A 23,472-nucleotide genomic window follows, 5' to 3' on the forward strand; every position below is an offset into this window, starting at 1 on the left:
TTTTATCTCCAAACTCCCATATAAAGGAACTACTTTATACGGGAGCTAATATTTGTAGTATTAAAGATCAAGAATGAGTTTAGCTGGTTCTTCTAACAATTCTTTAATTGTTACTAAGAAACCTACAGCTTCTTTACCATCGATTAAACGGTGGTCATAAGAAAGCGCTAAGTACATCATTGGCAAGATTTCAACTTGACCATTTACTGCCATAGGACGCTCTTGGATTTTATGCATACCCAAGATTGCTGTTTGTGGCTGGTTTAAAATAGGTGTTGAAAGCAATGAACCGAAAGTACCACCGTTCGTGATTGTGAACGTGCCGCCAGTCATATCTTCGATACCCAATTTACCGTCACGTGCTTTGAAAGCATAGTCACGGATACCGTTTTCAACTTCTGCATAGTTCATACGGTCAGTATCACGAAGTACAGGAACAACTAGACCACGATCAGAAGAAACTGCTACACCGATGTCATAGAAACCGTGATAAACGATATCGTCGCCATCAATAGATGCATTTACAGCTGGGTAACGTTTTAACGCTTCAGTTGCAGCTTTAACAAAGAAAGACATAAAGCCTAAACGAGCACCATGACGTTTTTCGAAAGCATCTTTATATTGCTTACGCATTTCCATGATTGGCTTCATGTTAACTTCGTTGAACGTTGTTAACATTGCAGTTTGTTGTGTAGCCGCCAATAAACGCTCAGCAACACGCTTACGTAAACGTGTCATTGGAACACGTTTCTCAATACGCTCACCAACAGCAACGCTTAATGGTTGAACTGAAGCAGCTGGTTTATGGTTTGCAACATCTTCTTTAGTGATGCGACCACCGCGACCTGTACCTTGTACATCAGCAGCATTGATACCAGTTTCAGATAATGCTTTACGAACCGCAGGCGCTTGGTTTTGATCAACAGGTTGAGTTGATGCAGCAGCCGCAGGTGCAGACGCAGCAGGAGCCGCTTCTGCTGGTGCAGCAGCTTCAGGAGCAGCTGCAGAAACAGCACCAGCTTCGAATTGTGCAATTACTTCATCAGAAAGAACGGTATCGCCTTCATCTTTGATGATTGCTACTAAGCTACCATCAGCTGGAGCAACCACTTCTAAAACAACTTTATCGGTTTCAATGTCACAGATCACTTCATCACGTGATACAGGTTCACCTACTTTCTTGTGCCAAGTAGCGATCGTGCCGTCAGCAACTGACTCTGGGAATACCGGTGCTTTAATTTCGGTTGCCATTATTTAGAATCTCCTGATTGTTCAACTTCAATCGCGAGTGCGTCATTGATAAGCTGAGCTTGTTGTTTTGCATGCAAGTACGGTGAGCCACAAGCAGGTGCGGCAGATGCTTCACGACCAGCATAGCTAATACTAATTTGTTTACCAGATTTAAGAACGTCTTCGTACAAGCGAGGAACGATGAATAACCAAGCGCCTTGGTTCTTCGGCTCTTCTTGTGCCCAAACAAGTTCTTTAATATTCGGATACTGAGCCATAACCTCAGCTAAGCGTTGTTGCGGATACGGATATAATTGCTCTACACGAACGATCGCAGTATTGCTTAAACCAAGCTCACGACGTTTTTCGAGTAAATCGTAATAAACCTTACCACCACAAAGTACTAAGCGAGTTACGTCAGCTTTGTTGATTGGATCAATTTCATCGATCACAGTTTGGAATGTACCGTTTGCTAACTCATCCAGAGTAGAAGTCGCAAGTTTATGACGTAACAATGATTTTGGTGACATTACGATCATTGGCTTACGAATTGGACGAACTGCTTGACGACGTAACGCGTGGAAGATTTGCGCTGGAGTCGTTGGAGTCATCACCTGCATATTGTCTTCAGCACATAGCTGTAAGAAACGCTCTAAACGTGCAGATGAATGCTCTGGACCTTGACCTTCATAACCATGTGGTAACAACATTGTTAAACCACAAACACGCTCCCACTTGGTTTCACCCGAAGCGATAAACTGGTCAATTACAACTTGCGCACAGTTCGCGAAGTCACCAAATTGAGCTTCCCAAACAATCAAACTCTTCGGCAATGTTGTTGAGTAGCCATATTCAAATGCAAGAACAGCTTCTTCAGACAACAAAGAGTCATAAACAGCAATACGTGGTTGGTTTTCTTTAATATGGCAAAGCGGAATATAAACAGAACCATCGACTTGGTTGTGTAATTTCGCATGGCGATGAGAGAATGTACCACGACCAACGTCTTCACCTGTAATACGAACAAGGAAACCATCATCTAACAAAGTTGCATACGCTAAAGTTTCAGCTGCACCCCAGTTCAATGGCATTTCACCAGTTTGCATTTTGATACGATCATCAATCACTTTTTGTACTTGACGTTGTAATACAAAACCTTCTGGTAATGTATTCATCGTTTTACCAAGTTCTTTTAAGCGATCAAGCTTGAATGTTGTATCCCAAACGTCAGTATATTCATGACCTAAGTACGGAGACCAATCAACAAACATTTTCTTGTTTGGTTCGCGAACTAATGCATTTGCAACATGATTACCTGCTTCTAAGTCAGAGCGATAACCTTCAATCATTGCATCAGCACTTGCACGATCAAGTACTTTTTCTTGTACCAATTGATCAGCATATAAAGTACGTGTAGTCGCTTTCTTGTTGATGACTTGATACATCAATGGTTGAGTCGCAGATGGTTCATCCGCTTCGTTGTGGCCACGACGACGATAACAGAACAAGTCTAAGATGACATCTTTACGGAACTCATGACGGAAATCATGTGCAATTTGAGTCGCAAAAATTACAGCTTCAGGATCATCACCATTCACATGGAAGATCGGAGCCTGAATCATTTTCGCTACATCAGTACAATATTCTGTAGAACGTGTATCGCGTGGATCAGACGTTGTGAAACCAACTTGGTTGTTAATCACAATATGAACCGTACCGCCCACTGTGTAACCACGTGTTTGCGACATTTGGAACGTTTCTTGGTTTACGCCTTGACCAGCAAAAGCAGCATCACCATGAACAATTACAGGAAGAACGTCGTCACCACCAATGTCTTTACGACGAACTTGACGTGCACGAACAGAACCTTCTACAACTGGACCAACAATTTCTAAATGAGATGGGTTAAACGCCAATGCTAAGTGAACTTCGCCACCTGGAGTCATTACGTTTGAAGAGAAACCTTGGTGGTACTTAACGTCACCAGAACCTTTCTTATGTAGGCTCTTCCCTTCGAACTCACCGAAAAGGTCAGCTGGGTTTTTACCCATGATATTCACAAGAAGGTTGAGACGACCACGGTGTGGCATACCAATCACAACTTCTTTACAACCAACAGCACCAGCACGTTGAATGATTTCATTCATCATTGGAATGAAAGATTCTCCACCTTCCACACCAAAACGTTTCGCACCAACGAATTTGTTACCAAGATATTTTTCTAGGCCTTCCGCAGCTGTTAAACGCTCTAAGAAACCTTTTTTCTGATCATTGGTATAGCCAAATTTACCGCGAACACCTTCTAAACGTTGTTGAATCCAACGCTTTTCTTTAGTGTCAACGATGTGCATATATTCTGCACCGATAGAACCGCAGTAAGTTGCCTCCATTGCCTCAACCATTTCAGACAATGTTGCTTCTGCTTTACCAATTGCAAGGTTACCTGTATTGAATACGGTATCCAAATCAGATTTAGTCAAATTATGAGCAGACAAATCTAAATCAGGAACGTCTTCACGTTTAGCGAGACCTAATGGATCTAATTTAGCTTTTTGATGACCACGATTACGATAAGCGGCGATTAATTGTAATACACCAATTTGGCGACGCTCATGTTCTGTACTGACAGTGCTTTGTACAACAGGTTGAACTCTGTTTGCATTACGACCCAATAAGAGGAATTGCTCACGCACACTACCGTGTGGTTGGTCACCCTTAGGGTATTTATCGAAATATTCTCGCCAATCCTCTGACACTAAGGTTGGTGATGCTAGGTACTGTTCGTAAAGCTCTTCAATATACGCTGCACTATCAGCGGAAAGTTCAGTGTCAAGACGCAATGCGTCAGCAACTTCTTGCATTTTTGGACCCATTTCCTATTGCAAAAAATAATACAGGTTGCCTTTTAAGCACACCCATGATTCATAGTGCCAAATTGGTAACAAGACACTACTACCCAAGGTTATCCAACCCTAGGACATTATCACTACACATCAGGAGTATTCCCTTTGATGTAACAAATGAGCTATACACCCAGCAATTTAAGGCACATAACTCATCTTTTATACTCGACGACATCGAGCAATTTTTTGCAAATCATTTTAGAAAAATTAAATAAATTTTTAACTTTTCTAAATTGACTTTTACCGAATAATCTGCATAAATCAGTCACAGATATTCCCAATCTAAACGCAAGAATATACTGATTTTTTGCTTTCAGTTACTGGCACAAATGCTAACATGTAATCAAGCTTGGATTGATTTTTTTGACACATACCATCCATAAATCAGCGAAATACACACATCAAATTATATTCTAATATAACGCCCTTTTTATAAAAGTTGCACTCTTATCGACCAAAGTTAAAGATTCTCTACAAATCTCGCACAAATGCTAAGCACACCGATCAAAAAACAAACTCCATAAATTTTTCAATCAGTTTTAACAATCAACAGCAATGATTAAAACAATAATCAAGCACGTCAATTCATAAAAATCATCAAATAAAAAACGGGAGTTTCTTACGAAACTCCCGTTTCCAGAAACAAACTGAATTAACCAGCTTGATCCAACAACATGTTACGAATGTGACCAATTGCCTTCGTTGGGTTTAACCCTTTTGGACATACTGATACACAGTTCATGATGCCTTTACAACGGAATAGAGAGAATGGGTCATCTAAACGAGCCAAACGCTCTTGAGTCGCTGTATCACGAGAATCGATGATGAAACGATATGCATTCAACAATGCAGATGGACCTAAGAATTTATCAGGGTTCCACCAGAATGATGGGCATGAAGTTGAACAACATGCACAAAGAATACATTCATATAAACCATCTAAGTGTTCACGTTCTGCTTGAGACTGTAAACGCTCTTTCGCTGGTGCTGGCTGATTGTTGATCAAGAACGGTTGAATCTTGTCATATTGATCATAGAACTGGTTCATGTCCACAACCAAGTCTTTTACAACTGGTAAACCAGGTAAAGGACGGATCACAATCTTCTCTGGTAAATCGTTCAAGTTCCACAAGCACGCTAAACCATTTTTACCATTGATGTTCACACCATCCGAACCACAAATACCTTCACGGCAAGAGCGACGGAATGTTAATGATTCATCTTGCACTTTCAACGCAAGTAACGCGTCAAGCAACATACGATGCTTGTCTGTTAACTCAAGTTTGAAAGTTTGCATATACGGCGCTTTATCCTTATCAGGATCGTAGCGGTAGATTTCGAATGTACGAGTGCCTCTACTCATCTTTGTTCTCCCGATTAGAATGTACGTGGTTTAGGTTCAATTGCTTCAACCGTTAATGGACTGAAACGTACTGGTTTATATTCAAGACGGTTGTCTGATGAATACCATAATGTATGTTTCATCCACTCATCATCACGGCGACCGTAAGAATAAGTTGGGTGATCAGGTGCTAACTCATAGTCAACAACTGTATGCGCACCACGACATTCTTTACGAGCAGCAGCCGAAATCAGAGTCGCCTTCGCAACTTCATATAAGTTTTCAACTTCTAATGCTTCAACACGCGCTGTGTTAAATACTTTAGATTTGTCTTTCAAATGAATGTTACGAACACGCGATTCAATCGCAAGGATTTCTTTCACGCCTTTGTCAAGCAATGCTTGAGTACGGAATACACCAGCGTGATCCTGAACGATATCACGGATTGCATCAGCAACTTCTTGTGCATTTTCACCCGTCGTTGAATCATCAAGCTTACGGATACGCGCTAACGTGTTAACCAATACATCAGTTGGAAGCGGTGCATAATCATCGCCATGATGCTTAGTTACATAGTCGATAATGTGCTCACCAGCTGCTTTACCAAATACAACAAGGTCAAGTAATGAGTTAGTACCTAAACGGTTTGCACCATGTACAGATACGCAAGAACACTCACCAATCGCGTAGAAACCTTTTACAGGTTTCACATAATCACGCGTACCTTTATAAGAATACTCTTTAGTATCTTTATCATAGTGAGCAGAGAATTCACCCTCTTCAACACCATGTGGTACAACAACTTGACCATGAATATTCGTCGGAATACCACCCATTTGATAATGGATTGTTGGTACTACTGGAATTGGTTCTTTAGTACAGTCAACGTTTGCGAACTTCTTACCAATCTCAAATACAGATGGAAGACGTTTCATAATCGTCTCAGCACCTAAGTGAGTCATATCAAGCAAGATATAATCCGCTTTAGGACCACAGCCACGACCTTCTTTAATCTCTTGGTCCATTGAACGTGATACGAAGTCACGTGGTGCCAAGTCTTTTAAAGTTGGAGCATAACGTTCCATGAATGGTTCGCCGTCTTTGTTACGAAGGATACCACCTTCACCACGACAACCTTCAGTCAACAATACACCTGCGCCCGCAACACCCGTTGGGTGGAACTGCCAGAACTCCATATCTTGTAATGGAATACCAGCACGAGCAGCCATACCAAGACCGTCACCAGTGTTGATATAAGCGTTGGTTGATGCACGATAAACACGACCAGCACCACCAGTAGCAAACAATGTCGCTTTCGCTTGGAATACGGCAATGTTACCAGTCTCTTGGTCAATTGCAGTCACACCAAGAACATCACCCGCTTCGTTACGGATCAAGTCTAGTGCAATCCATTCAACGTAGAACTGAGTACCCATTTTTACGTTGCTTTGATACAAAGTATGGAGCAATGCATGACCCGTACGGTCAGCAGCAGCACAAGCACGTGGAACAGCTTTTTCACCGTAGTTTGCAGAGTGACCACCGAACGGACGCTGATAGATCGTACCATCTTCGTTACGGTCAAAAGGCATACCTAAGTGTTCAAGCTCGTAAACAACTTTTGGCGCTTCACGCGTCATGAACTCGATTGCGTCCTGATCGCCTAACCAGTCAGAACCTTTAACCGTGTCATAAAAGTGATAGTGCCAGTTATCTTCTTGCATGTTTCCTAACGACGCACCAATACCGCCTTGAGCGGCAACTGTATGCGAACGTGTTGGGAATACTTTGGTCAATACCGCAACTTTTAAACCAGCTTGAGCAAGTTGGTAAGCAGCGCGCATACCAGAACCACCACCACCAACAATAACAGCGTCGAAAGTGAGGTTTTGAATATTTGAATAATCTTCTTTAGGGTTAATTGCGCCCATGATCTCTTCCTATCAATTTGCCCAGAAAATCTGGATACCCCAGATTGCGTACACGATCACTGAAATAATGACAGCAGAAGTAAGTACAAGGCGTAAACCTGAAGCTGAAGGACCCATTTGACGAGTCGTTACATAATCAGTAAAGACTTGCCACATACCAATCCAAGCATGTGCAACGAGCGATAATACTGCTAATAAAGAAAAGATCTTCATTGGCAATGTCAGCATAAAGCCTGCCCATTGTTCGTAACCAAATCCACTGTTACAAAGGATCCAACCGAACATAACAACAGTGTATGCAGCTAACACTACAGCACTGACACGCTGGATATACCAATCGCGAGAACCTGAACCTGTTAAACCTGTAGCACTTTTCATCAGAACATAATCCATACGAATGCTGCGACAATACCAACCGCAGACAAGATCAATGAAATTGTAGCTGCGATACGACCGCTTTGTAATTCTTCAGCAAAACCGATGTCAGCAAGCAAGTGCTTGATCCCTGCGATAAAGTGGAAAATTAAACCTGCTACAAATACCCATACGATGAAACGTACAAGGATATTTCCGAAAACGACATTTTTAACGTAGTCAAATCCTTCTGGTGAAGATAAAGATTTATCCAAAATCCATAAAAGAACTGCGACTAATAAGAAAACGATTACACCTGATAGACGGTGTAGAATTGATGCAATAGCCACGGGTGAGCGTAAATTTACCGCTAACACCTGACCCATGGACAAATTGACAGGTCTGTTGCTTTTCACAGCGGGCATCCTGTAGGTAGAAACTCCAACTGGAGTTTGTTTGAATTAATTCAAAGGAAAGCTGGCATTGTTAGGCAAGCACAGCACATGCCTAACCTATATAACGACACCGAATTATAAAACGTGAAATATCAAAATACAAACAATCAGCTTTCGCTTTAGTCTAAAAAATCAATAAATAAGAATCATTCACAAAAACTTTCAAAATCAACATTATGAATTCAACCCACAAAAAAAAATATACCACTGTTTTTTATAATAAAAATTATTTATCTATTTACTCGATAAGTAATTAAGTAGCAAAAAAAATCTTTATAAAAAACCTAAAAAAGTCGACTGACATAACCATATAAAGGTTAAATTTGAATGTTTAATGACATAGCCAAAAAGAATACCCCACATTTATATATTAAATATAAATACCTGATAAATTATTTAAAAAAGTTAAACTTCCAAAAAACCACCTGTTATTTTTTAACCAGTTGATCGCACCACAATGAGTCAAATAACAACCAAGACTTCTCTACTCTTGATTAAATTTTAATATTTAATTAAATCTAAGCCGTGAGATATATAGGGTTTCAGGCTTTTTATATAAATTAATCAGTCATTGGCAAAAGATGCCGAGATAAAAAATTTACTTACAATTGTACTGGCGCTTCACTTTTTTTATGCACCTAAAACCTGATTTGACATATTATACTCGACCGGTGCTGTGATTTTACTCAATTTTTTCGTTGATACTGAATGACTCATTGACTTTAAGAACGTCATTTTTTATCCCTAAGTATAATTGACAAAATTCTAGTAGCCACTAATCTTATAGCAAATTTTGACACCGTCTGATTCGCACATGACAAGATTAGGATTTCGAGTCAGATAATCATTCACCAGGACAGGAGATCTATTGAATGTCTGCAGCAACTGGCAAAAAAGCCGTATTACAGCTTGATGGCAAAGAAATTGAATTACCAATTTACAGCGGCACATTGGGCCCAGATGTAATTGACGTTAAAGATGTATTAGCATCTGGTCACTTTACTTTCGATCCTGGTTTTATGGCGACAGCTGCTTGCGAATCTAAGATCACATTCATTGATGGTGACAAAGGTGTGTTATTGCACCGTGGCTATCCAATTGATCAATTAGCGACTCAAGCAGACTATTTAGAAACTTGCTACTTATTATTAAATGGCGAGCTTCCAAATGCTGAACAAAAAGCAGAATTTGACGCTAAAGTACGTAACCACACAATGGTTCACGATCAAGTAAGCCGTTTCTTTAATGGTTTCCGTCGTGATGCTCACCCAATGGCAATAATGGTTGGTGTTGTTGGTGCTTTATCTGCGTTTTATCACAACGGTTTAGATATCGAAGATATCAACCACCGTGAAATTACTGCAATTCGCCTAATTGCTAAAATTCCTACGCTTGCAGCGTGGAGCTACAAATATACAGTAGGTCAACCGTTCATTTACCCACGTAATGACTTAGGTTATGCAGAAAACTTCTTACACATGATGTTTGCTACACCTGCTGACCGTGATTATAAAGTAAATCCTATCCTTGCTAAAGCAATGGATCGTATCTTCACACTTCATGCTGACCATGAACAAAATGCATCGACTTCTACAGTTCGTCTTGCAGGTTCAACTGGCGCGAATCCTTACGCTTGTATCTCTTCAGGTATTTCAGCACTTTGGGGACCTGCGCATGGTGGTGCGAACGAAGCCGTTCTTAAAATGCTTGATGAAATTGGTAGCGTTGAAAACGTTGCTGAATTCATGGAAAAAGTGAAGCGTAAAGAAGTTAAACTCATGGGCTTCGGTCACCGTGTTTACAAAAACTTCGATCCACGCGCTAAAGTAATGAAGCAAACTTGTGACGAAGTTCTTGAAGCATTAGGTATCAATGATCCACAGCTTGCTCTTGCGATGGAACTTGAGAAAATTGCATTGAACGACCCTTACTTCGTAGAACGTAAACTCTATCCAAACGTTGACTTCTACTCAGGTATCATCTTAAAAGCGATTGGTATCCCAGTTGAGATGTTCACTGTTATCTTCGCGCTTGCACGTACTGTTGGTTGGATCAGCCACTGGTTAGAAATGCACGCGTCACCATACAAGATTGGTCGTCCACGCCAACTTTATACTGGTGAAACACAACGCGATATCAAACGTTAATTTTCTAAGTAAAGTTAATGTTAAAAAAGCTGCCTTTTGGCAGCTTTTTTATTTCAACCATGTACGGAAATTTTAACGTCCCCAATCCATCTTTTGTGCATAGGGCTCGACCATCTTAATACGTTTTACATTTTCTCTTTCGATTTTAGATAGTCTTCCTTCTACATTGGTATAACACGGCATATACCAGTCATACATCGCGAATGTATTTGCCCATTCCTTCGTTTTAAATGCATAACCATGACGTGCATAAATCTCATTACGCATATATTCCAACTCACCTCTCGCAACCTGCAAATCCCCATCTTTTAATAGTCGAGTGGATGTTTCAGGGAAATCTCCCTGCCCTTTTGCATACTTGCACTGTTGAGCATCCAAGCTAAAAAATTTCGGCTTTACAGATTTACTTGTAGGCAACCATTGCGCCTCAATAGGTGCAGCATTACTTTTGAACTCTAAAATAAACTTACCAATGTCAGCACCTTGACCGACTTCATTCAAGATTAGTTTATAGCTCGTATCCGTGGCTTGTATATTGCCTTTAAAATTTGTCTGCTTACCATTTAACAAACTATAACCAGACACATCTGTGCCCTTTTGTTGAAAGAATAATGAAATTTTCTGTTCATCGTTATACAAACCTGTCCATGAAGGTGCAATTTGCATCGTTTGTGCTATAGAAAAAGTACTCGTTGCCAAACCAACAGTTAAGATCAATAATTGTTTAAAATTTTGCATGTATATATTCTCGTTCAACTAAAATTATTTCGTTTTTTGAATACCATACCATAATAGTGATCACTTTTTATGTGGAAAAGCCTAAATCAATTTTTACAAATTTTGAGCCTTCTCATGTTCAGTTATCTATGCTGGCTCATGACTGAAATTTGCCTAAATTATTTTCCTTGGTCAGATCACACCAATTTTTTGGTATTAAAACAAGATGTCGTCAACACCCAACCTTGGCGGATTGGCTTTCAGATGCATGTCATCACAAGTAGCTTTGTTTTGTTAGCAGGTTTTACACAGTTTTCTCGAAGCATTCGTCAAAATCTACCCCGTTTACATCGTTATGCAGGCTGGCTCTATATCATCGCCACACTTGGATTTGCCCTACCGAGTGGATTTATTCTTGCATTTTCAGCCAATGGTGGTCTTAGCACTCAAATCTGCTTTGTTGTTTTGGGATTACTTTGGGGGTGCAGTACCGCCTTAGCGCTATATTTCGCTATGCATAAACAATGGCTAAAACATCGTAACTGGATGATTCGAAGCTTTGCGCTTGCTCTATCAGCATTGAGCCTAAGAACATGGAAGCTCATTTTATATGAGTTACAACCGTATTTTGATTGGCTCACACCACTGCATATTTACCAACTTGAAGCTTGGCTTGGATGGACAATTAATCTATTAATTGCGGAACTCATCATCTATCGATTAGCAAAAAAGACAAAATCCAATTAAATTTCATCTTCCTCTAAAGCACGCAATAAATTGGAACTAATTCCATCTGCCCGCAACCAAGCCAACTCATAACTCGCTTTAGCAAGTGCAAGAACACGGCGCTCAAACTCATCCCAAACAGGTTTCACTTGCTTATCGTGAATACCTAAACCGCTTTCATGCGCTAAGTGTTTATTCTTTTCACAAATTTTTAGAGCATGATACAACTTACGACCTTTACTGGCATTTTCCAAAATACGGATATGCTTACCATGAATAAAGCCTTCGACATGTTGAAGATTTGCATTTGGCAATAACGGGACTAAGATCTGATCCAATTGCGCATCTAAACGCTTCCAAACCATTAAGCGTTGGTCAGGTGTGTAAGTATTCCATTGAATCACTTCATGATTGAAACGACGACACCCTCGACAAACTAGATCACCAAATACCGTTGAACAACGCCCTGCACACGGGGTTAATGATGGAATTCGACGATCATTACTCAAAACCAACTCCTTTAAAACCATATTCATTTTATGGTTTTCTCGCTTATTTCTAAATTTCACGCTAAAATACGCGCCTTATTTTTCCTATCTTAATACATTTGGAGTTATCCATGAACGCTACTGTAGAACAGCTTGCACCTGTAGAACAGCAAGCGACCAATAATTGGGTTGTTGCGGCACTATATCAATTTAAAGAAGTTTCAGATGCAGCGGATCTGCAACAACGTCTTTTGGACTTAGTGAATAACATCAATTTATGTGGAACTCTAATTGTTGCTTCAGAAGGAATTAACGGTACTGTTGCAGGTGATCGTGCAGCAATTGATCGCATTCATCAATTTCTTTTAAACGAAGGTTTTAACGCAATGGAATATAAAGAGTCAGAAAGCTCTGAAAAACCATTCCGTAAAATGAAAATCAAGCTTAAAAAAGAAATCGTAACTTTAGGCGTAGAAGTTAAACCTCGTGATTTAGTTGGTCACTATCTAGATCCTAAAGAATGGAATGAGCTAATCAGCCGTGATGACGTCATTTTAATCGACACGCGTAATGATTACGAATACAAAGCAGGTACGTTCAAGGGTGCAATTGATCCTAAAACTGAAACTTTCCGCGAATTCCCAGAATATGTAAAACAAAACCTTGAACAGCATAAAGATAAGAAAATTGCGATGTTCTGTACAGGTGGTATCCGTTGTGAAAAATCAACCTCACTACTCCTACAAGAAGGTTTTAATGAGGTGTATCACCTGAAGGGTGGTATTTTAAAATATCTTGAAGAAACACCAGCTGAAGAAAGCATGTGGGAAGGAGAATGCTTCGTCTTTGATGGTCGTACTGCAGTCACACATGGTGTTGAAGAAGGCGAAAATATCAAATGTCACGCATGTGGTTGGCCTTTAACGCAAGAAGAAGCAGCTCTTCCAAGTTATGAACATGGTGTGTCTTGTGTTTTCTGTATCGACAAAACCACAGAAAAACAAAAAGAAGGTTTCCGTATGCGCCAATCGCAAATTGCTGCTGCAAAACGTAAACGCCTATAAGCGCTAAAGCATAGTTAAGCCATAGTTTTGACTATGGCTTTTTTATTATCTGAAAAATTTAAAACATGTAACGATTTGCTCATTGAGCATTAGATCAAGCACTACTATTCTAAAAACAATAATCAAATGAAACATATAAGGGTAGCATGGGTCTTGAAGAGTGGGTCTTATCCATCATGGAAAAGCTTGGGTATCTAGGTATCGCATTTTTAATGTTTCTGGATAACGTCTTTCCACCAATTCCTTCCGAAATTATTATGCCTTCTGCAGGCTATACAGCCTCAAAAGGTGAACTTACCCTGATTGGTGTGATCATCGCTGGCAGCATTGGCTCTATCGTTGCCGCAATGTTGTTGTATTGGGTAGGAAGGAAAGTTCCTCAGTCTCAATTATTTAAATTCATCGAGCGCTATGGAAAATATTTACGTATTCAAGTTACTGACCTAGAGAAAGCGCTGAATTGGTTTAATAAACATGGTCATCGTATTGTTTTCTTTGGACGTATGATCCCTGCTGTTCGTTCATTAATTAGTATACCCGCTGGTATGAGCAGAATGCCTTTTGCAAAATTCATGATTTATAGTAGTGCGGGCACTATTATTTGGACTAGCTTTCTCGCTTATCTCGGTTATCATTTTAGTGAAAATCAAGCACTCATGACTGCAATTATGCAACGTATGAGCTATTTCATTTTAACGATTGTCACTATCTATATCGCTTGGTGGTGCTTCAAAAGATTTTATCTTAATAAGTCTAAAAATAGCTAAAAATGAAGCAACAACGTATATTTCAAGTCATTCAGTAAAAAATTAAGGATAGATAATGAAACACGAATTTTGGCATGACAAATGGCAAAGCAATAATATTGGATTTCATTTATCTAGCCCCAATCCTCTATTAATCAAACACATTCAATCATTAAACTTACAACCTCAATCGCGTATATTCATTCCATTATGCGGAAAAAGCCTAGATATCCAATGGTTATTTGAGCAAGGATTTCATGTCACGGGGATTGATCTTAGCCCAATTGCAATTGAAGAACTTATATCTGAACTCAAGCTTGAGTTCACAGTGTCTCAAGTTGGAGATTTGACCCATTACCATCATCAAAGTATTGACCTATATGTTGGTGACTTTTTTGAACTAAATATTGATCATATCTCAAAAATTGATGCAACTTATGACCGAGCGGCGTTGGTTGCATTACCTGAACATATGCGTGAGACATATACCCAACATCTAATACAACTGACTCAGAATGCCCCTCAACTCTTAATTAGCTTTGAATATGATCAAGACCTTTTAGCAGGCCCTCCTTTCTCAGTTCCTGAACAAGAAATCAGAAAATATTACGCAAGCCATTATCAAATCAAGCAATTAGTCTCAGAGTATGAAAAGCTCAAAGGAAAAGTGGATGCAAAAGAAAATGTTTGGTTATTAGAAAAAACTTCGACAAGTCATTGAATATTGAGTGCAGAAAATTCAGCTTGGCTTGCTTGCATTTCCTCGATCAACCAAGTTTTAAAAATCACTTTGCGTACATCATCTTCAAATGGTGAAGCTGACAGTAAAAAATAAGCTGAGTCATCTTTATATACAGGGCTCAGCTTTTCTAACATCTGATACTTGATCTCCCTTTCAACCATATAGGCTGAAACCACAGAAGCACCTAGCCCAGCGATTGAAGCTTCAATACATAAATAAAAATGTTCCAACACGGACTTATTTAGCTCATTAAAGCGACCATTTTGAACTTCTAAAAATTTCTGCCAAAGTTTCGGTCTTGAAGATGAAATGAATATCTGATCAACCGACTGAGTATTTTGTTTTCCAACACACAGCATGTATTCATCTGCAATTTTTTCGCTATAAACAGCTTTACCCCAATCAAAATCATTGCGTCTCAAGGCTAAATCAATATTCTGAGTATCAAAATCAACTGCTCCACCACTGGTCAACAAACCTACTTCGATATTTGGATATAGCTGCTTAAACTTGCCTAGACGAGGAATAAGCCATTTCATGGCAATAGTTGGTTCACAAGATACGATCAAGGTATTTTGCGATTTTATCTCACCTTGTAACTGTATTAGGCACTGGTCAATTTGTTGGAAAACCTGCTGGCAACATTCAAACAAGATCCGTCCTCGATCAGTTAAAATCAGATGTCTACCCTCTCGATCAAACAAAGCATAACCCAACGTATCATCTAGGTTTTTTAATTGTTTACTTACCGCACCTTGGGTGACAAATAGCTTTTCCGCAGCAACGGTAACGCTTTCATAGCGTGCCACATAATAGAAAAACTTAAGAGAATTCAAAGACAACCTTTCAATCATTCCAAAATCTCATATATCAATCAAAATTAACTTCGATTTTAAATATAGCAAATATATGAAAAATATATAAATCATTAGTATATTTTTACAAGGTCAATTGAGTGAATGAAATAATTGCTATCGTATTGGTTACCGTATTGGCTGTGATTAGTCCTGGTGCTGACTTTGCACTAGTCACCCGAAATAGTTATTTATTTGGTCGTAAGCTCGGTACCTTAACCGCATGCGGTATTGCCAGTGGAGTTTGGGTTCACATCAGCTATAGCTTAATTGCACTAAGTTTTTTACAAAACAATATTCCGAGTCTTCTACAAATTATTCAATACATTGGCGCTGCTTATTTAATATTTCTCGGTTATAAAACATTTACTCAGGAAAAAGTTTCTTTCAATGCTAAAAATATTTCCATTAGTGCTTTTCAAGCATTTAAACAAGGCATATTAACCAATAGTTTAAACCCCAAAACGACATTATTCGTGATTAGTTTATTTTCACAAATTATGAGTTCAGAAAATAACTTTGTTCATCTTTTGAGTTACGGTGCATTTATCTCTTTCAGTCACTTAGTCTGGTTTTTATTGATTGCATATTTTTGCTCCACACCAACTATTCGAAATAAAATTTTAGCAAAACAAGTTATTATTAATCGAATTATTGGCTCTGTGCTAAGTGGCTTAGGTCTAAGTTTATTATTGTCTAGTTTGTAATTTAATCACAATACCCTCAAGAATATATACGATCTCTGTAAATCAAAATCCTCTATATAAAAAACGTCCTCTAGGGGACGTTTTTAATTCACTTAGTTTTATAATTGCACTGAGATGACATCACTGCAAAATTCATCCTTACGCAGGCGTATGGTACATCAAATAAATTTCATTCAAGTTTTCTGGAATTTCTTCAGCTAGCTCATCCATCAACTGACCATTACGGCGGAATGATTCCATTTGCGGATCTTCTTCATCAATTCCGCTAAACACCATGATTGGTAGAGTTAAATCAACCAATTGCTCTTCAAATTCTGGTGCAAACCATGCCTCTTCGTTTAAGAACATTGCATCGACGAAACCAACGCTCCAATCACCTAAGCTAGAATCTACATCAGCTTCTTCGATTTCAAATGGAAACTCGATTCCATTTTCATTCGCTAAATCTTGGCGAATCGATTCTAACCATGCTTTGATTTGTTCAACAATTTCACTTGGAACTTTCTTTTGGTTGCTCTCGAAAAGCTCATCTAACCAACGATCAAATTTTGGACCAACGGCAATAGCACACAAAAAGCCATGAGTCGCTGCGAAATCTAGACCGTATTCGTTTTGATCACCGTCGAGATAATTACTCAATAAGTCTAAATCTAACGTGCTCATTCTTTCTTTAATCCAACTTTAAAAATACATCGGCAACAGCATAACATTTTCGACCATAAAGTCTTAGCAATTTTGCTTAGTCTTCGTCATCGAGGTCATCGTCGTCGAAATCATAATCAAAATCTTTTAACTCTCGCTCGAGACGACGTTGAGCTAATAAGTCATCGATCAAACGGCGCTTTTCTAATGATTCTTTGGCAGTAAGTTTTCCTGATGACTCATCAAAACTTACATCATCATCGCCATAGTTATCATCATCTAATTCAAAATCTGTAGAAGACACTAAGTACCTCTAATATGAAAAATTTAAATGGGTCTAGCCGCTATTTATCTTTCTTCAAAATTCTTGTCAAGTTTTATTTTATTTTTTTGCTATAAATCGCCAATTTGTACTTTTTTTCGGCGGTTTTTTTGTGTATTTATAGATTAAGGGCAACAAGAATGAAAATTTCCTTCATTTCGAAAGGACTTGATGCTTGAAAAAATAATAGTTAACCCCATATTCAACAAACTACCGTGAAATCAAACGTATTTTTTTATTTAAAGCAAACGGATCAAATCCAAAACATTCCCAGTGAATTGTGCTATCATGCACGGTTTTTCACCGCCACAGATTCAACAAAGAGTAAGCAAAGATGAGCGATATGAATTCCCCTACTTCGCAAGTAGCGGCTCTGATTAGCCGAGGCAAAGAACAAGGTTACTTAACTTACGCTGAGGTTAACGATCATCTCCCAGACTCGATTACAGAAAGCGAACAGATTGAAGACATCATTCAGATGCTTCAAGACGTCGGTATTCCTGTGCATGAGCGTGCACCTGAAACTGACGATGCAATGTTTGGCGAATCTACTGAAGCTGCGGATGAGGTTGCAGAGGAAGAAGCTGCTGCTGTTTTAGCATCGGTTGAAAGTGAGCCTGGTCGTACCACTGACCCTGTGCGTATGTATATGCGTGAAATGGGGACAGTTGAACTCCTTACCCGTGAAGGTGAGATCAGCATTGCAAAACGTATCGAAGAAGGTATTCGTGACGTTTTACATTCAATCGCTTACTGGCCAAACGCTGTTGAAGTAGTTTTACAAGAATATAATGACTTTTTGACTGGTGAGCGTCGTCTTGCCGATATTCTATCTGGTTATTTAGACCCAGAAACTGATGAAGAGATTCCTGAAGTTTTAGAAGAGGAATCTGAAGAAATAGAGGAAGATGAAAAAGCTTCATCTAAAACCAAAGACGTTAAACTCGATGATGATGACGAAGAAGAAGAGTCAGAAAGTGATGATGATTCTGAAGGCGACTCAGGCCCAGACCCTGAAGTTGCGAAAGTTCGTTTTTCTGAGTTAGAAGCTGCTTGGAATGAAACTAAAACGGTTATTGCAAAACATGGTCGTAACAGTGATGAAGCAAAAGCGGCTCTTGAAGCTTTAGCTGCTGTATTCATGATGTTCAAATTCACTCCTCGTTTATTTGAAATCATCTCTGAAATGATTCGTGGTACACATGATCAAATCCGTTCAAATGAACGTGAAATCATGCGTTATGCAGTTCGTCGTGGTCGTATGGATCGTACTCAGTTCCGTACAACCTTCCCTGAACAAGAATCAAACCTAGCTTGGTTAGATGAGCAGATTGCGAAAGCACCTGCTGAGACTAAAGCACATTTAGAAAAAGTACGACCTGACGTATTAGCGTTCCAACAAAAGATTGCTGATATCGAGAAAGAACTTGGTCTAAACGTTAAAGATATTAAAGATATCTCTAAGCGTATGGCTGTCGGTGAAGCAAAAGCGCGCCGTGCGAAGAAAGAGATGGTCGAAGCAAACTTACGTTTGGTAATTTCGATTGCGAAGAAATACACTAACCGTGGCTTACAGTTCCTTGATTTGATTCAGGAAGGTAACATCGGTTTGATGAAAGCCGTAGATAAGTTTGAATACCGTCGTGGTTATAAATTCTCGACTTATGCAACATGGTGGATTCGTCAGGCGATTACACGTTCGATCGCGGATCAGGCTCGTACCATTCGTATCCCTGTGCACATGATCGAGACGATTAACAAAATCAACCGTGTATCTCGTCAACTTCTTCAAGAAATGGGCCGTGAGCCTACACCTGAAGAGTTAGGCGAACGTTTGGAAATGGATGAAGTTAAAGTTCGTAAAGTACTTAAAATCGCGAAAGAACCGATTTCGATGGAAACACCGATCGGTGATGATGAAGATTCGCATCTTGGTGACTTCATTGAGGACTCAAACATCACTTCTCCAGTGGATGCTGCGACCTCAGAAGGCTTAAAAGAAGCGACGCGTGAAGTCCTAGAGAACTTAACTGAACGTGAGGCCAAAGTATTGAAAATGCGTTTTGGTATCGATATGCCAACCGATCATACTTTAGAGGAAGTCGGTAAACAGTTTGATGTAACACGTGAGCGTATTCGTCAGATCGAAGCAAAAGCATTGCGTAAGCTTCGCCATCCTTCTCGTTCAGAACACTTACGTTCATTCTTAGAAAATGACTAATATTTGGGCCACCTTATACGGAATCAAGACTCTGTTTTGAATCCGTATAAGACTTGAAGTTCAACACTTCATCCCCATCTATGTTATAGATCATAAGCGCCTGCACTGATGCAGGCGTTTCAAGTTAAGAGGTTGCTCATGTTAGACCGCACTCCTTCTCGTGAATTACAAGAACATCTTTGGGTTTTCCCAATGGACTATCCAATCAAACTGATTGGTAATGCTGGGGATGAACTTCGAGTAGCTGTTGTTGATATTCTACAGAAGCACTTTCCTGAATTTGATGGCGACACAGTAAAAGTTCAGCCGTCACGTACAGGTAAATACCACTCTTTAACTGCACAATTACGCTTTGAAGAGCTGGAACAAGTTCATGCCTTATACGCTGATCTTGCAGCGTGTCCTTTAATTAAGACAGCGCTTTAATATAAAAATCCAAAATACGAAAGTGTTTTGGATTTTTTTATACCGATTTCAACATAATATCTAATCAACTGAATTACTGATAAAAATCAGTTAATATCTTAAAATACCGTTCTACAATTCTTTAATGTATGGTTGCGAATCTACAGATGAAAAAGCATGTGCTTCTAATCGCAGCAATTACAGTTTCATTCGCCAATTTATGCTATGCAAAAACTAAGACTTTTACATGGCAAAATGATCTGTGTGAGTTTGAAGGACAATATAATCCTCAGCAATATTCAGAAAAGCAATTACAAGATACCGTGCAAATGATGCAATTGCATCATACAAGCCTATTAAATAGCAGATCTTATGCATTCAAACCTGAAGATATTGTGAAAATCAAACTGAAAGAAATTGATCAAGAATATAAAAACACTCGAACCCAATTAAACAATCTTCATCCGATACCGCTCAAGGCATTTCAAACACTTAAACAAAATTTACTTACTGCTCTTGATCAAGAATATCGACATAATTACTTAACTGCTGCTGCATTTTCACAGCCTGAAAAATTGTTGATCAGCGACTATGGTCAACAATGTTTTGCTATTGCCAAATCGCTGAATACACGAAATAGCAACACCCTACTCCAGAATGCAAAAAAATCTTTGGAAGAAGAAAATAAACATCAGTTAAAGCTTGGAAATAATCAAGATTTCCTAGCAAAACGTGCACAAGATTTTGATGCGAAATTACAAAGTAAAAATGCCGTGCAATATGCACAAATTCAATTGATTCGTGACTGGTCAAATTGCGCCAACCCGCATCAATCTGAAGATGAGCAATTGGAACAGGTTTTCCGCAACACCGTATTCATTCAGACAAAGGAAGTTTATTGTGACGAACCTTGATAAACCCTCCTTAATTATTCGCTGCTTCAATGATCTACAAGATTACACAGCACGCTTTGAAGCAATGAAAGACTTTACAACACACCGTGATGAAACTACACCAGATGAAGTTTGGTTATTACAGCATCAAGATGTGTTAACACAAGGTCAAGCAGGCAAAGCAGAACATATCCTCATACATAGTAACCTTCCTGTTGTTCATACTGACCGTGGTGGACAAGTGACATGGCATGGTAAAGGTCAACTGGTTGCCTATTTCATGTTTGATTTGAATCGCCTGAAATGGCATGTACGCACATTGGTTAGCTTTGCTGAGAAAGCGATGATCGATCTACTTCAGCAATATGATATTCAGGCTTATGCGAAACCAGACGCACCTGGTGTCTATGTGCATGGACGTAAAATCGGTTCTTTAGGTTTTAAAATTCGTCGTGGTCGTAGTTATCACGGCTTAGCTTTAAATATTGACTGTGATCTAAGCGGTTTCCAAACCATTAATCCTTGTGGATACGCCGGTTTAGAAATGGTACGCTTACAAGACTTGCTTAAAGCTTACCCAAGCTTTGAGCAACTTTGTCATGATTTTGTTGATTATTTAAAAAATACAAATTTCTTTCATGACCTTGAAGTCAAATCTGAATAAATTACTTTTCAATTCTAAAGAAATAAATTAGAGTAATTACTCTAAATTTGCTTTTGCATAATTTTAACAAGGGATACGCAAGTGATTTCGACCAAAGCAGTGAAGCCCACTTTGCAATTTGCCTACGTAAAACTCATGATGGATGTTGTTGGTCGTGGTTTAGTAATGGCAAGCCAAGTGGACAGTGAAGTACAACAGGAAGTTTCAAAATTTCCTATTGGCTTCATACTTTCAATGAATGTATTTCCAAATGGACCTGCATTTATTGCTCGTGTAACAGAAGAAAAACAATTAGAGCTTTTACCGAATTTCAAAGGAAAGCCTGATTTAACCATTACCTTCAAGCATCTAACGCATGCATTTCTTGTATTTTCTTTCCAAGAAAGTACGGCACAGGCATTTGCCAATGATCGCATGATCGCTGATGGTGATGTTTCAAGCGCAATTCGTCTTGTACGTTGCTTGAATAAAATGGAAGCCCTGATCTTACCTAAATTGATCGCTTCACTTGCTGTAAAACGCTACCCAGCCGAATTGACATTAAAAGAAAAATTCACGGGTGCGAAAAACATTTATCTTAAAGTAGCGAAATCATATCTCAAACGGAGCGCATAACATGGCTAAGCCTTATTACGAGTTTTTTTGTCCTGTAAAAGTAATTGCTGGTAACGCTGCGTTAGAGCATATCCCTTTTGAACTTGCCACTTTAGGCGCAAAACGTCCAATGATCATTACAGATAAAGGCGTACGTGCAAATGGTTTACTCAATCCAATTGAAGCTGCTTTCAGTACAACTGATGCAGTCATTGGCGCAATCTTTGATGATGTTCCACCAGATTCAAGTTTAGAAGTCGTTCGTCAAGCAGCTGAGCTTTATCGTAAACAAAAATGTGATGCGATCATTGCGATTGGCGGTGGGTCAGTAATTGATACCTCTAAAGCCACCAATATTCTAGTTTCTGAAGGCGGTGACGATTTACTACAGTATTCTGGTGCACACAATCTACCAAAACCATTAAAACCATTTTTCGTTATTCCAACGACATCTGGTACTGGTTCTGAAGCAACAATGGTTGCTGTTGTTTCTGACACACAGAAAAATGTAAAACTAGCTTTCGCTTCATATTATTTGATGCCACATGCTGCGATCCTTGATCCACGCATGACGCAAACTTTGCCACCGCACCTTACAGCCATGACAGGTATGGACGCACTGACTCATTGCGTTGAAGCTTATACATGCTTAGCAGCAAATCCATTAAGTGATGCTTATGCAAGTGCTGGGATCAAAAAAATCAGTGAAAATCTATTCAAAGTATTGGACAATCCAAGTGATGCTCAAGGTCGTTTAGAACTTGCTCAGGCTTCAACGATGGCCGGTATCGCATTCTCAAACTCAATGGTTGGCTTAGTACATTCTTTAGGTCATGCTTTAGGTGCAGTTGCACATCTACCCCACGGTTTATGCATGAACTTATTCTTGCCATATGTGCTGGAATACAACAAAGAGATCAATGGCGACAAGATCGGTGAATTATTATTACCGCTTGCAGGCGCAGACATTTATGCACAGACTCCTGCCAATCTCCGGGCAGAAAAAGCAATTGCCACAATTTTGACCATGCGTGATCGATTATTTAGCTTAACTAAGCTTCCCCGCACCTTAAGAGAGACAGGAAAGGTCACTGAAGCTCAGTTAGATGAAGTTGCTGAGAAGGCATTAAATGATGGATCTATCATTTATAATCCAAAAGAAGCAAATATAGATGACCTGAAAGCTATTCTTAAAAAAGCTTGGTAAATCAATACTTAAAACACCAAAAGGTTCGATTTTTTCTTAAATCGAACCTTTTTTATTGGTTTCGTGAATTTTCATTCATCTTTTTTCTTGGCAAATTGGCTAAAAAATTGCTAAAAAA

Annotated in this window: 23 protein-coding genes; 12 read left to right on the forward strand and 11 right to left on the reverse strand. The window is 39.2% G+C overall.

Going from position 1 to position 23,472, the window contains the following annotated elements; translation table 11 throughout:
- Positions 1-60: 60 nt before the first annotated feature.
- From odhB to sdhC, 6 genes are all read right to left on the reverse strand, one after another.
- Positions 61-1,251: a 2-oxoglutarate dehydrogenase complex dihydrolipoyllysine-residue succinyltransferase gene (gene odhB / locus ACF8D3_RS11600; RefSeq protein ID WP_005227096.1), complete on the reverse strand. Its 1,191-nt coding sequence runs from the start codon at positions 1,249-1,251 to the stop codon at positions 61-63.
- Positions 1,251-4,091, reverse strand: a complete 2,841-nt coding sequence (locus ACF8D3_RS11605; protein ID WP_061392654.1) for a 2-oxoglutarate dehydrogenase E1 component — start codon at positions 4,089-4,091, stop codon at positions 1,251-1,253. The genes odhB and ACF8D3_RS11605 overlap by 1 nt, the downstream gene beginning before the upstream one ends.
- Before the next feature lie 694 nt (positions 4,092-4,785).
- Positions 4,786-5,496, reverse strand: a complete 711-nt coding sequence (locus tag ACF8D3_RS11610) for a succinate dehydrogenase iron-sulfur subunit (RefSeq protein WP_004664446.1) — start codon at positions 5,494-5,496, stop codon at positions 4,786-4,788.
- A gap of 14 nt (positions 5,497-5,510) precedes the next feature.
- Positions 5,511-7,406 (reverse strand): succinate dehydrogenase flavoprotein subunit, encoded by a 1,896-nt coding sequence (sdhA, locus tag ACF8D3_RS11615; protein ID WP_004876946.1) that lies wholly within the window; start codon positions 7,404-7,406, stop codon positions 5,511-5,513.
- 12 nt (positions 7,407-7,418) lie between these two features.
- Positions 7,419-7,784: a succinate dehydrogenase, hydrophobic membrane anchor protein gene (gene sdhD / locus ACF8D3_RS11620; RefSeq protein WP_004876948.1), complete on the reverse strand. Its 366-nt coding sequence runs from the start codon at positions 7,782-7,784 to the stop codon at positions 7,419-7,421.
- Positions 7,784-8,185 (reverse strand): succinate dehydrogenase, cytochrome b556 subunit, encoded by a 402-nt coding sequence (gene sdhC, locus ACF8D3_RS11625; RefSeq protein ID WP_023014208.1) that lies wholly within the window; start codon positions 8,183-8,185, stop codon positions 7,784-7,786. Before sdhC ends, sdhD begins: the two co-directional genes overlap by 1 nt.
- A 902-nt stretch (positions 8,186-9,087) precedes the next feature.
- On the opposite strand from sdhC, the gene gltA reads away from it, so the two are divergent.
- Entirely contained in the window at positions 9,088-10,362 is a 1,275-nt protein-coding gene (gltA, locus tag ACF8D3_RS11630) for a citrate synthase (protein ID WP_004876951.1), read from the forward strand.
- Positions 10,363-10,434: 72 nt separating this feature from the next.
- Here gltA and ACF8D3_RS11635 read toward each other — a convergent pair whose 3' ends face one another.
- Positions 10,435-11,100: a YARHG domain-containing protein gene (locus ACF8D3_RS11635; RefSeq protein WP_312101887.1), complete on the reverse strand. Its 666-nt coding sequence runs from the start codon at positions 11,098-11,100 to the stop codon at positions 10,435-10,437.
- A gap of 69 nt (positions 11,101-11,169) precedes the next feature.
- On the opposite strand from ACF8D3_RS11635, the gene ACF8D3_RS11640 reads away from it, so the two are divergent.
- Positions 11,170-11,826: a DUF2306 domain-containing protein gene (locus tag ACF8D3_RS11640; protein ID WP_312101884.1), complete on the forward strand. Its 657-nt coding sequence runs from the start codon at positions 11,170-11,172 to the stop codon at positions 11,824-11,826.
- On the opposite strand, the gene ACF8D3_RS11645 is transcribed toward ACF8D3_RS11640, so the two are convergent.
- Positions 11,823-12,314 (reverse strand): DUF1289 domain-containing protein, encoded by a 492-nt coding sequence (locus ACF8D3_RS11645; protein ID WP_029424821.1) that lies wholly within the window; start codon positions 12,312-12,314, stop codon positions 11,823-11,825. The two genes, ACF8D3_RS11640 and ACF8D3_RS11645, sit on opposite strands and share 4 nt — an antisense overlap.
- A gap of 110 nt (positions 12,315-12,424) precedes the next feature.
- Here ACF8D3_RS11645 and ACF8D3_RS11650 point away from each other — a divergent pair, with 110 nt between their 5' ends.
- The 3 genes from ACF8D3_RS11650 to tmpT all read left to right on the forward strand — a co-directional run bounded on the left by ACF8D3_RS11650 (position 12,425) and on the right by tmpT (position 14,824).
- Positions 12,425-13,357, forward strand: coding sequence for a rhodanese-related sulfurtransferase (locus ACF8D3_RS11650; protein WP_007484151.1), 933 nt, complete (start codon positions 12,425-12,427; stop codon positions 13,355-13,357).
- 146 nt (positions 13,358-13,503) lie between these two features.
- Positions 13,504-14,124: a DedA family protein gene (locus ACF8D3_RS11655; RefSeq protein WP_312101880.1), complete on the forward strand. Its 621-nt coding sequence runs from the start codon at positions 13,504-13,506 to the stop codon at positions 14,122-14,124.
- A 55-nt stretch (positions 14,125-14,179) separates the two neighbouring features.
- On the forward strand, positions 14,180-14,824 hold the full coding sequence (tmpT, locus tag ACF8D3_RS11660; RefSeq protein WP_392471628.1) for a thiopurine S-methyltransferase: 645 nt from the start codon (positions 14,180-14,182) through the stop codon (positions 14,822-14,824).
- Here the strand turns inward: tmpT and ACF8D3_RS11665 are convergent.
- Positions 14,818-15,699, reverse strand: coding sequence for a LysR family transcriptional regulator (locus tag ACF8D3_RS11665; RefSeq protein WP_312101874.1), 882 nt, complete (start codon positions 15,697-15,699; stop codon positions 14,818-14,820). The two genes, tmpT and ACF8D3_RS11665, sit on opposite strands and share 7 nt — an antisense overlap.
- A gap of 101 nt (positions 15,700-15,800) precedes the next feature.
- Here ACF8D3_RS11665 and ACF8D3_RS11670 point away from each other — a divergent pair, with 101 nt between their 5' ends.
- Positions 15,801-16,406: a LysE family translocator gene (locus tag ACF8D3_RS11670; RefSeq protein ID WP_312101871.1), complete on the forward strand. Its 606-nt coding sequence runs from the start codon at positions 15,801-15,803 to the stop codon at positions 16,404-16,406.
- A 138-nt stretch (positions 16,407-16,544) separates the two neighbouring features.
- On the opposite strand, the gene ACF8D3_RS11675 is transcribed toward ACF8D3_RS11670, so the two are convergent.
- Both ACF8D3_RS11675 and ACF8D3_RS11680 read right to left on the reverse strand, forming a co-directional pair.
- On the reverse strand, positions 16,545-17,069 hold the full coding sequence (locus ACF8D3_RS11675) for a YecA family protein (RefSeq protein ID WP_004876961.1): 525 nt from the start codon (positions 17,067-17,069) through the stop codon (positions 16,545-16,547).
- 76 nt (positions 17,070-17,145) lie between these two features.
- Complete coding sequence (locus tag ACF8D3_RS11680; protein ID WP_004876963.1) at positions 17,146-17,352, reverse strand: PA3496 family putative envelope integrity protein; 207 nt, start codon at positions 17,350-17,352, stop codon at positions 17,146-17,148.
- A 352-nt stretch (positions 17,353-17,704) separates the two neighbouring features.
- Here ACF8D3_RS11680 and rpoD point away from each other — a divergent pair, with 352 nt between their 5' ends.
- From rpoD to ACF8D3_RS11710, 6 genes are all read left to right on the forward strand, one after another.
- A complete protein-coding gene (gene rpoD, locus ACF8D3_RS11685) occupies positions 17,705-19,591 on the forward strand; it encodes an RNA polymerase sigma factor RpoD (RefSeq protein ID WP_026094036.1) in 1,887 nt (628 codons plus the stop codon).
- 138 nt (positions 19,592-19,729) lie between these two features.
- On the forward strand, positions 19,730-20,017 hold the full coding sequence (locus ACF8D3_RS11690) for a YbeD family protein (protein ID WP_004652212.1): 288 nt from the start codon (positions 19,730-19,732) through the stop codon (positions 20,015-20,017).
- 146 nt (positions 20,018-20,163) lie between these two features.
- Entirely contained in the window at positions 20,164-20,910 is a 747-nt protein-coding gene (locus tag ACF8D3_RS11695; protein ID WP_392471631.1) for a hypothetical protein, read from the forward strand.
- Complete coding sequence (gene lipB, locus ACF8D3_RS11700) at positions 20,897-21,553, forward strand: lipoyl(octanoyl) transferase LipB (protein ID WP_392471632.1); 657 nt, start codon at positions 20,897-20,899, stop codon at positions 21,551-21,553. Before ACF8D3_RS11695 ends, lipB begins: the two co-directional genes overlap by 14 nt.
- 81 nt (positions 21,554-21,634) lie before the next feature.
- Entirely contained in the window at positions 21,635-22,168 is a 534-nt protein-coding gene (locus tag ACF8D3_RS11705) for a hypothetical protein (protein ID WP_004876971.1), read from the forward strand.
- 1 nt (position 22,169) lies between these two features.
- Entirely contained in the window at positions 22,170-23,354 is a 1,185-nt protein-coding gene (locus tag ACF8D3_RS11710) for an iron-containing alcohol dehydrogenase (RefSeq protein ID WP_004876973.1), read from the forward strand.
- Positions 23,355-23,472 lie beyond the last annotated feature (118 nt).

The sequence above is a fragment of the Acinetobacter sp. YQ_14 genome (genome assembly GCF_043102985.1).
GTDB lineage: Bacteria > Pseudomonadota > Gammaproteobacteria > Pseudomonadales > Moraxellaceae > Acinetobacter > Acinetobacter venetianus.

Bases quoted from the DNA above. Each gene is read 5' to 3' on its own strand.
- odhB (WP_005227096.1), bottom strand. From the start codon at position 1,251: ATGGCAACCGAAATTAAAGCACCGGTATTCCCAGAGTCAGTTGCTGAC.
- ACF8D3_RS11690 (WP_004652212.1), top strand. From the start codon at position 19,730: ATGTTAGACCGCACTCCTTCTCGTGAATTACAAGAACATCTTTGGGTT.
- ACF8D3_RS11635 (WP_312101887.1), bottom strand. From the start codon at position 11,100: ATGCAAAATTTTAAACAATTATTGATCTTAACTGTTGGTTTGGCAACG.
- sdhC (WP_023014208.1), bottom strand. From the start codon at position 8,185: ATGCCCGCTGTGAAAAGCAACAGACCTGTCAATTTGTCCATGGGTCAG.
- ACF8D3_RS11710 (WP_004876973.1), top strand. From the start codon at position 22,170: ATGGCTAAGCCTTATTACGAGTTTTTTTGTCCTGTAAAAGTAATTGCT.
- ACF8D3_RS11605 (WP_061392654.1), bottom strand. From the start codon at position 4,091: ATGCAAGAAGTTGCTGACGCATTGCGTCTTGACACTGAACTTTCCGCT.
- sdhA (WP_004876946.1), bottom strand. From the start codon at position 7,406: ATGGGCGCAATTAACCCTAAAGAAGATTATTCAAATATTCAAAACCTC.
- gltA (WP_004876951.1), top strand. From the start codon at position 9,088: ATGTCTGCAGCAACTGGCAAAAAAGCCGTATTACAGCTTGATGGCAAA.
- ACF8D3_RS11650 (WP_007484151.1), top strand. From the start codon at position 12,425: ATGAACGCTACTGTAGAACAGCTTGCACCTGTAGAACAGCAAGCGACC.
- tmpT (WP_392471628.1), top strand. From the start codon at position 14,180: ATGAAACACGAATTTTGGCATGACAAATGGCAAAGCAATAATATTGGA.
- ACF8D3_RS11610 (WP_004664446.1), bottom strand. From the start codon at position 5,496: ATGAGTAGAGGCACTCGTACATTCGAAATCTACCGCTACGATCCTGAT.
- ACF8D3_RS11640 (WP_312101884.1), top strand. From the start codon at position 11,170: ATGTGGAAAAGCCTAAATCAATTTTTACAAATTTTGAGCCTTCTCATG.
- ACF8D3_RS11675 (WP_004876961.1), bottom strand. From the start codon at position 17,069: ATGAGCACGTTAGATTTAGACTTATTGAGTAATTATCTCGACGGTGAT.
- ACF8D3_RS11665 (WP_312101874.1), bottom strand. From the start codon at position 15,699: ATGATTGAAAGGTTGTCTTTGAATTCTCTTAAGTTTTTCTATTATGTG.
- ACF8D3_RS11695 (WP_392471631.1), top strand. From the start codon at position 20,164: ATGAAAAAGCATGTGCTTCTAATCGCAGCAATTACAGTTTCATTCGCC.
- rpoD (WP_026094036.1), top strand. From the start codon at position 17,705: ATGAGCGATATGAATTCCCCTACTTCGCAAGTAGCGGCTCTGATTAGC.
- sdhD (WP_004876948.1), bottom strand. From the start codon at position 7,784: ATGAAAAGTGCTACAGGTTTAACAGGTTCAGGTTCTCGCGATTGGTAT.
- ACF8D3_RS11655 (WP_312101880.1), top strand. From the start codon at position 13,504: ATGGGTCTTGAAGAGTGGGTCTTATCCATCATGGAAAAGCTTGGGTAT.